This is a genomic window from Streptomyces sp., assembly GCF_036566765.1.
Lineage (GTDB): Bacteria > Actinomycetota > Actinomycetes > Streptomycetales > Streptomycetaceae > Streptomyces.
In genome coordinates, this window is record NZ_DATCVQ010000119.1 from 1 (window position 1) to 7355 (window position 7355).

Below are 7355 nucleotides of genomic sequence, written 5' to 3' on the forward strand. Positions count from 1 at the left end.
AGGGCCAGCAGAGCCCCGGCGGCGAGCAGCACCACGATCGCCACCTGAAGGACGAAGACCTGTCCGGCGACGCTTCCGAATCTTCTGCCTAGGTTCGATCGCACCGGTACGCCGGGCACGAGAGAGGAGACGGCATCACAACCCCAGTTGTAACACCTCCCCGCGGCCAGGGCTCCCGGCGTTCACGGTACGCATCAGGACCACAACACAAGGTTCCCACCGCTGAGGGTCAGGGGGATGGCCGTTGATCCATGATCTGGGAGACGAGGGCGTCCAGTTCAGAGGCGTATCGGAGCAATCCGACACGGCCTCTCCTGCGTTCCCGGCCCGACCTACGTTCCGAGTCGCCGCTGTGGAACGGGTGGGTTGGCGCCCCGGAGGATGTCCCCTCGGTTCAGGGGAACGGTGTGGGCGGCGGGGGCGGTCAGGATGAGGCGGGCGGCGTGGGGCGGGGTGACTTCTTCGACCGGGACCGTGGGGTAGCGGCGGATTTCGGTCACGCGGAGGTCGATGGGGTGAGCGTCCGCTGTGGTGCTGAGGAAGTGGGCGCCCAGGCGGGTCGTCGCCAGGCAGCGGACGATGACGGCCAACTCGTCCGGTGCCGTCGTGTCGACCTCCACGATCAGGACCTCCGGAGTCTCCTGGCTCATGGGCGGACGATCGCCTTCTCCAGGAGGCCCTGGAGGGCTTGCTGCTGATCCGTCGTGAGACCGGCCAACGGGGAGTCCTGGGCGAGGAGTTCCAGGAGGCGGTCGCGCAGGGCGGTGCCGGCCGGGGTGAGGACCAGGTGTTTGGCGCGACGGTCGGTGGGGTGGGCGCGGCGTTCGACCAGCCCCTGTCTCTCCAGCTTGTCGACGACGAACGTGGCGTTGGAGGGCTCGCAGCTCATGCGCTCGGCCAGCTCGCGCATGGTCATCGGGCCGGTCATCTCGCGCAGCGCGGTCGCCTGGGGCGCCGTGAGGCCCAGGGGGACGGCGCGCTCGCGCACGTGGTCGGCGATCTGCTGGGCCAGCCCGTTCACCAGGCCGCACAGCTCCCGCTCGGCGATGACCTGGAGCGGTTCCGGGGGCGTCGTCATGGCTTCATCCTAGCCAGCAAGTGCATCAAGTTGGGATTATTCAAGCTTGTATGGTTCTAGCTTGATGCATATGGTGGCGTCACGTTGCCGCAGATTGCCACTGCGACCGGCCGACGGCATGGCCGGCGAGATCGGCGGCCTGGCGCCGTACGTCCGGACCGTGGCCGACGGGCAGGAGGTCTTCCCGGGCGTGCACGTCCGGATCGCCGCCGGGCACACCGCCGGGCACGCCGAGTACGTCGTCACCGCTGGCGGCCGGCGTCTCGTCGCCTTCGGCGACGCGCTGCACTCGCCGATCCAGATCGAGCACCCCGAATGGTCGTCGGCCTTCGACCACGACCCCGTCCGCTCGGCCGAACACCGCCGGCTTCTCGTGGAGGAGTTGAGCCGGCCCGACACGATCGCGTTCGGGATTCATCTCGCCGATGCCGTGTTCGGGCGTGTCGTACGGGGGGCCGACGGTAAAGCCGTCTGGAAACCGGTCGACGCCTGAGCGGGCAGGTCATGCGCGTTGGGCCACGGCGTCCAGGGCCTCGTCCAGCGTCGTCGCCGCCATGATCAGCGACAGGTGGGTGAACGCCTGGGGGAAGTTGCCCAGTTGCTCGCCGTTCGGGCCGATCTCCTCGGCGAACAGGCCCACATGGTTGGCGTACGTGAGCATCTTCTCGAAGATGAAGCGGGCCTGGCGGACCCGGCCCGCCCGGGCCAACGCGTCCACGTACAGGAAGGTGCACAGGCTGAACGTGCCCTCCGCGCCGCGCAGTCCGTCGGGCGAGGCGCTCGGGTCGTACCGGTACACCAGGCTGTCCTTCACCAGGTCCCGCTCGATCGCGTCGAGGGTGGATAGCCAGAGCGGGTCCGTCGGGCTGAGAATCCCCGCGCGTGGGATCAGCAGGAGCGAGGCGTCGAGCACGTCGCCGCCGAAGTACTGGATCAAGGCCGAACGGCTCTTGCTCCAGCCGCGGTGCATCACCTGCGCGAAGATCTCGTCCCGCGCGGCGCGCCAGACGTCCAGGGAGGCCGGGCGGCCGAACGTCTCGGCGAGCCGCAGCCCGCGGTCGAAGGCCACCCAGGACATCACCCGGCTGTACGTGAAGTCCTGCTGCCCGCCCCGGGTCTCCCAGATCCCCTCGTCGGGACGGTCCCAGGACGTCGCCAGCCAGTCGATCATCCCGGACAGCGCCTTCCAGTCCCGGTACGTGGGCTGGGCGTTCAGGCGCTCGCCCTGCCCGAGGGCGTACATCGCCTCGCCGTAGACGTCGAGCTGCACCTGGTCCGCCGCGCCGTTGCCGACGCGTACGGGGTACGAGCCGCGGTACCCCTCGAAGTTTTCCAGGATCTCCTCGGGCAACCAGGGGTCCCCGTCCACCCGGTACATGATCTGCAGCGGTCGGCCCCCGGCCGCCGGGGCGGACGAGCGCTCGGTGACGCGGTCGGTGAGCCAGCTGGTGAAGGCGGCGGCCTCCTCTGCGAAGCCGAGGTCCAGCAGGGCCCGTACCGCGAGGGAGCCGTCGCGGATCCAGGTGTAGCGGTAGTCCCAGTTGCGCTCGCCGCCGACCTGTTCGGGCAGACCGAGCGTGGCGGCGGCGATCGGCGCGCCGGTGGGCAGGTAGGTCAGCAGCTTCAGCGTGATGGCGGAGCGGTGCACCATGTCGGGCCAGCGGCCCCGGTAGCGCGTCGTACGGACCCAGTTCTGCCAGAAGTCGACGGCGTCCCACAGGGCCTTCTCGATTTCGTGCGCGTCCGGCAGCGGCGGTACGGGCGTGTCCGGGCCCGCCACCGTGAACGAGGCCCCCGCCATGCCGCCCTCGGCGACGTCGAGATGCCCGCGCACGTCGTACGGGCCGTCCTGCTCCAGCGGGATGTTGGACTGCAGGAAGGCGCAGACGTCGGGGGCGCGGAAGGTCGCCGTACGTCCCTCTACCCGGGTCTCGTGCGGATTGCCGCCGAAGCCGAATCGCGGCCGGCACTCCAGGGTGAAGCGGACGTTCCCGCGCGTGCAGCGCATGATGCGCAGGATCGTGTGCTGGTCGGAGGCGTGCGCGGAGCGGTCGGGCGGCATCCAGTCGAGCAACTCGCCCACGCCGTCGGGGGACATGAAACGGGTGACGAGCAGGGCGGTGTCCGGGTAGTAGAGCTGTTTGACCGTCACGTCGGGCGCGTCGACCGACAGCCGGAAGTAGCCGCCCCGGTCGTGGTCGAGCAGCGCCGAGAAGATGCCGGGGGAGTCGAAGCGCGGGGCCGCGAACCAGTCGACCACGCCCTCGTCGGAGATGAGCGCGGCGGTCTGGAGGTCGCCCACCAGGCCGTGGTCGGCGATGAGCGGGTAGCGCTTCATGCCTTCCACTATCGGGGAGCTGGGGGGAGCAGGCTCGTCGAGATGCCGGGTCGCCGCCCGCGGCTAACAATGGGCGATATGGGCCGTGCACCCCTCCCGGTGCACACTTCGCTCGGGGACGTACTCATCGGGATACGGCCACGAAATGAACGCAGGAAGCGCTGTCGAAGACAGCCGCGCACCGCGCAAGAGCGGGCTCTATCGCCTCGGGCACTGGTGCGCCCGCCATTTCATCGTCGTCATCGTGCTCTGGCTGGCGGCCGTCGGTGGACTGCAGGCAGCCGATCGGCTCGTGGGCGGGGAGTACTCCGACGACTTCGCCCTCCCCGGCGTGCAGTCGGCGGACGGCCTCGCCGTCCTGGAGGCGCACGACCCCGCCGCCGGCGGCTACGGCGCCCAGATCGTGCTGAACCGGCCCGCCGGGCCGCTGACCGACGAGGCGTCCACGGTCAACTCCGCCGTCGCCGCCCTGCAGAAACTGCCCGACGTGCTCAGCGTCCAGAACCCGCTGCCGCCGCCGGGCTCCACGCCGCAGCCGCCGCCGACCGGCACACCCAACACCGGCCCGCTGTCCACCGACGGCAAGACCGCCTACATCACCATCCGCTTCAGCGTCCCGCCCTCCACCCTCGGCGACGACTACCTGAACGGCGTCGACGCCGCCGTGCAGCCACTGCGCGACGCCGACGTCACGGTCGAGTACGGCGGCCCGCTCGGCGAACTCGCCCGGCCGGTGGCCGACGACCGCACCAGTGAGGCGATCGGCTTCGCCGTCGCGATCGTCGTCCTGCTCATCGGCTTCGGCAGCATCATCGCGGCCGTCCTGCCGCTGGTCACCGCGCTGATCGGGGTGATCTGCGGACTGGGGCTGCTGGGTCTGATGGCCGCCGCCTTCACCTTCGGCACGGTCTCGCCGACCCTGGCCACCATGATCGGCCTGGGCGTCGGCATCGACTACGCGCTGTTCCTGATCACCCGCCATCGGCAGAACCTCATGGACGGCCACGATCCCGCCGACTCGGCGGCCCTGGCGACGACCACCAGCGGCCGGGCCGTTCTCGTCTCCGGCTGCACGGTGATAATCGCGCTGTCCGGCCTGTGGGTCTCGGGGGTCACCTTCATCGGGAAACTGGGCCTCGCGGCCGCGTTCACCGTGATCACCGCGGTCCTGGCGGCGCTCACCCTGGTGCCCGCCATGCTGGGGCTCGTCGGCAAGCGCATCGACCGCTACCACGTGCGCAAGCCGGTCGCCGAGACCGACGCCGAGCCCGGCGCTCCGGCGCACGGCACCTGGCACCGGTACGCGCAGCGGGTCGAGAAGCGCCCGTGGTGGTTCCTGGTCGGCGGCGTGGTCGTGCTGGTGATCCTGGCGTTCCCGCTCCTCTTCATCCAGCTCGGACACATCGGCGACGGCGCCGACCCGAAGTCCTTCACGGACCGGCGGGCGTTCGACCTGATCTCCACGGCCTTCGGACCGGGCGCGAACGGGCCGCTGACGGTGGTCGTGGACCAGACGTCGGTGCCGTCCGAGGACCGGGCCGACCTCGCGACCAAACTCCAGCAGTCGCTGACGAACGTGCCCGACGCGGCCTCCATCACCCCGCTGCGCGCCACGTCGGACGGCGACGTGCTCGTCGGCACGGCGTACTCGGTGGCCTCCCCGCAGGACGAGAAGACCACGCAGCTCACCGAGCACCTCGTCGACGACGTGCTGCCGCAGGCGGTGGCGGGCACCGACGCCAAGACCTACGTCACCGGCACGACGGCCTCCCAGGTGGACTTCCTGGAGATCGTCTCCAGCCGACTGCCGCTGATCATCGCGGTGGTGGTGGCGCTCGCCTTCCTCGTCATCCTGGTCGTCTTCCGCGGGCTGCTGGTCGCGGTCAAGGCGGCGGTGCTCAACGTGCTGTCCATCGCGGCCTCGTACGGCGTGGTCGTGGCCGTCTTCCAGTGGGGCTGGGGCGGGCCGGCGCTGGGCGTCAACGGCAAGGTGCCCATAGAGAGTTACGTGCCGATGATGATGTTCGCGATCGTCTTCGGCCTGAGCATGGACTACGAGATCTTCCTGCTCTCCCGGGTGCGCGAGGCGTGGCTGCGCACCGGCGACGCGAAGGCGAGCGTGGCGCACGCGCTGGAGATCACCGCCCGGGTGATCACCTGCGCCGCGCTGATCATGGTGAGCGTGTTCGCGGCGTTCATCGTCTCGGACAACATCGTGATCAAGATGCTCGGCCTGGGCCTGGCGGTCAGCGTCCTCATCGACGCCACGGTCGTGCGGCTGCTGCTCGTGCCCGCGGTGATGACGCTGCTGGGCGAGCACGCCTGGTGGTGCCCGAGTTGGCTGGACCGCATGCTGCCGCACCTGGACACGGAGGGCGAGGCGGCGCTGGAGAAGGACGCGGCGGCGAAGGGCTGATCGGGCAGGATGCCCGTGTGAACCATGCACTGGAGGCTGAGGCGCTGAAGCGCGTACGGGAGGGCCTCGCCGCGAACCCGGCGCTGCCGGCCGAGCTGGTGGACCGACTGACGGAGATCGCGGTCGAGTCCTCCGACGAGTGGCTCGCCCAACAGCTGGCCGATCGAGCTGACCTGACGAGAGCTCAGGTACTGGCGCTGGCAGCGGCGGACGAGCTTGCGGCGGCCGGGCTTGCGTACCGGGGCCTGTTGGTCGCGGCGGACGTCGATCCGGCGGCGCGACCGCAGGCCGCGCTGGCCCTGTTGGGAGAGGGGGCGGCGGGTGAACAGGGCGGGGAATGGGCGCGGTTGCTGGTGCGGGACCAGGACGTCCTGCGCCGCGAGAGGCTTGCCGCCTGCCCCGACCTGCCACCCGACGTCGTCGAGACGCTCCTCGCCGACTCGGAGATCGGGGTGGTGGAGGAAGTCGCGCTGTGGACGGCGTGGTCGGCGCCGGCCGAAAGGTTGGCCCGGCACCCGCATGCGCAGGTACGGCGGGCGGTGGCCGCCAATGAGGCGACGTCGCCGATGGTGTTGGCGTCGCTGCTGGATGGGGATGCGCTGCCGGCCGCACTGCACTGCCTGGTCTGTGACCAGGAGGAGACGCCGTTCGTGCATGATGCGGAGTGCCCGCGGACCGACTGCGAGCTGCCGGCCGGTGCGCGTTGCGACGGCTCGCACGAGTCCACCCTGCACGCCATCCGCATGGCGGCGCTCGAGAACCCGGCCACGCCTGCCGAGGCGGCCGTGCGCTTCGTCGACGACCCGTCGTCCCTGATACGCGAGGCGGTCGCGGCCCGCGCGGACCTGCCGCCCGACGCGGGCGCACGGCTCGCCGACGACCCGATTCCCGGCGTACGCGGCGACCTCGCCGAGAACCCCGCGATCGACGAGGTGACGATGCGCCGACTCGCCGACGACCGCTCCGACGACGTACGGCGCCGCCTCGCGCACAACCCGCGGATCCCGCTCGACCTCCTGATCGATGTGGCCGGCAGGACCAGGATCGGTTCGACCCTGTTGCCTCGGATCGCCGCCGCCACGCCCGCCGAGATCGAGGAGCTGGCCGAGTCTGCGCAGGCGGCCGTACGCGCGCTCCTGTCCGAACGCCGAGACCTGCCACCGGACATACGCGATGCGCTCGCCGCCGACAGAGACGCGAAGGTCGTGAAGTCCATCGCCCCACACCCCGGCCTGAGCGAGGCCCGACTCCGCGACATGCTCGCCCGGTTCGGCCCCCAGGTCGCCACCCGCGCGGCCGCCAACCCCGACGCGTCCCCGTCCCTTCTCCACGACATCGCGCACCTGGCCGCTCCGCCCCGCAGGGCCCTCCAGAAGATCGCAGCCCATCCGCACGCGACGCCCGACTCCCTCCTCGTCTGCCTGGAGGACCCCCGCTCCCGCCCCCTGGCCGCCGCACACCCCTCCCTGCCCACGGACGTCCTCGTCTCCCTCCTCGGGGACGAAGACGCGGCGGTCGCGGAA

The 7355-nt window shown here is 70.8% G+C and carries 6 protein-coding genes; 3 read left to right on the forward strand and 3 right to left on the reverse strand.

Going from position 1 to position 7355, the window contains the following annotated elements; translation table 11 throughout:
* Positions 1-332 precede the first annotated feature (332 nt).
* Both VIU94_RS06260 and VIU94_RS06265 read right to left on the reverse strand, forming a co-directional pair.
* A complete protein-coding gene (locus tag VIU94_RS06260) occupies positions 333-650 on the reverse strand; it encodes a hypothetical protein (protein WP_331908411.1) in 318 nt (105 codons plus the stop codon).
* Entirely contained in the window at positions 647-1078 is a 432-nt protein-coding gene (locus VIU94_RS06265) for a MarR family winged helix-turn-helix transcriptional regulator (protein WP_331908413.1), read from the reverse strand. The genes VIU94_RS06260 and VIU94_RS06265 overlap by 4 nt, the downstream gene beginning before the upstream one ends.
* Before the next feature lie 94 nt (positions 1079-1172).
* On the opposite strand from VIU94_RS06265, the gene VIU94_RS06270 reads away from it, so the two are divergent.
* The gene (locus VIU94_RS06270) at positions 1173-1571 is read left to right on the forward strand and encodes an MBL fold metallo-hydrolase (RefSeq protein WP_331908415.1); all 399 of its coding nucleotides are present in this window, start codon (positions 1173-1175) and stop codon (positions 1569-1571) included.
* Between the two features lie 9 nt (positions 1572-1580).
* Here the strand turns inward: VIU94_RS06270 and VIU94_RS06275 are convergent, their stop codons facing one another.
* A complete protein-coding gene (locus tag VIU94_RS06275; RefSeq protein WP_331908417.1) occupies positions 1581-3416 on the reverse strand; it encodes a glycoside hydrolase family 15 protein in 1836 nt (611 codons plus the stop codon).
* A 145-nt stretch (positions 3417-3561) separates the two neighbouring features.
* On the opposite strand from VIU94_RS06275, the gene VIU94_RS06280 reads away from it, so the two are divergent.
* Positions 3562-5832 carry an MMPL family transporter gene (locus VIU94_RS06280; protein WP_331908419.1) on the forward strand — a complete coding sequence of 757 codons (2271 nt, stop codon included), beginning with the start codon at positions 3562-3564 and terminating at the stop codon, positions 5830-5832.
* Between the two features lie 17 nt (positions 5833-5849).
* The coding region (locus VIU94_RS06285) for a hypothetical protein (RefSeq protein ID WP_331908421.1) at positions 5850-7355 on the forward strand (1506 nt) is incomplete at its 3' end.

Excerpts from the sequence above, each read along its gene's own strand:
- VIU94_RS06260 (WP_331908411.1), bottom strand. The coding sequence starts at position 650 with ATGAGCCAGGAGACTCCGGAGGTCCTGATCGTGGAGGTCGACACGACG.
- VIU94_RS06265 (WP_331908413.1), bottom strand. The coding sequence starts at position 1,078 with ATGACGACGCCCCCGGAACCGCTCCAGGTCATCGCCGAGCGGGAGCTG.
- VIU94_RS06275 (WP_331908417.1), bottom strand. The coding sequence starts at position 3,416 with ATGAAGCGCTACCCGCTCATCGCCGACCACGGCCTGGTGGGCGACCTC.
- VIU94_RS06280 (WP_331908419.1), top strand. The coding sequence starts at position 3,562 with ATGAACGCAGGAAGCGCTGTCGAAGACAGCCGCGCACCGCGCAAGAGC.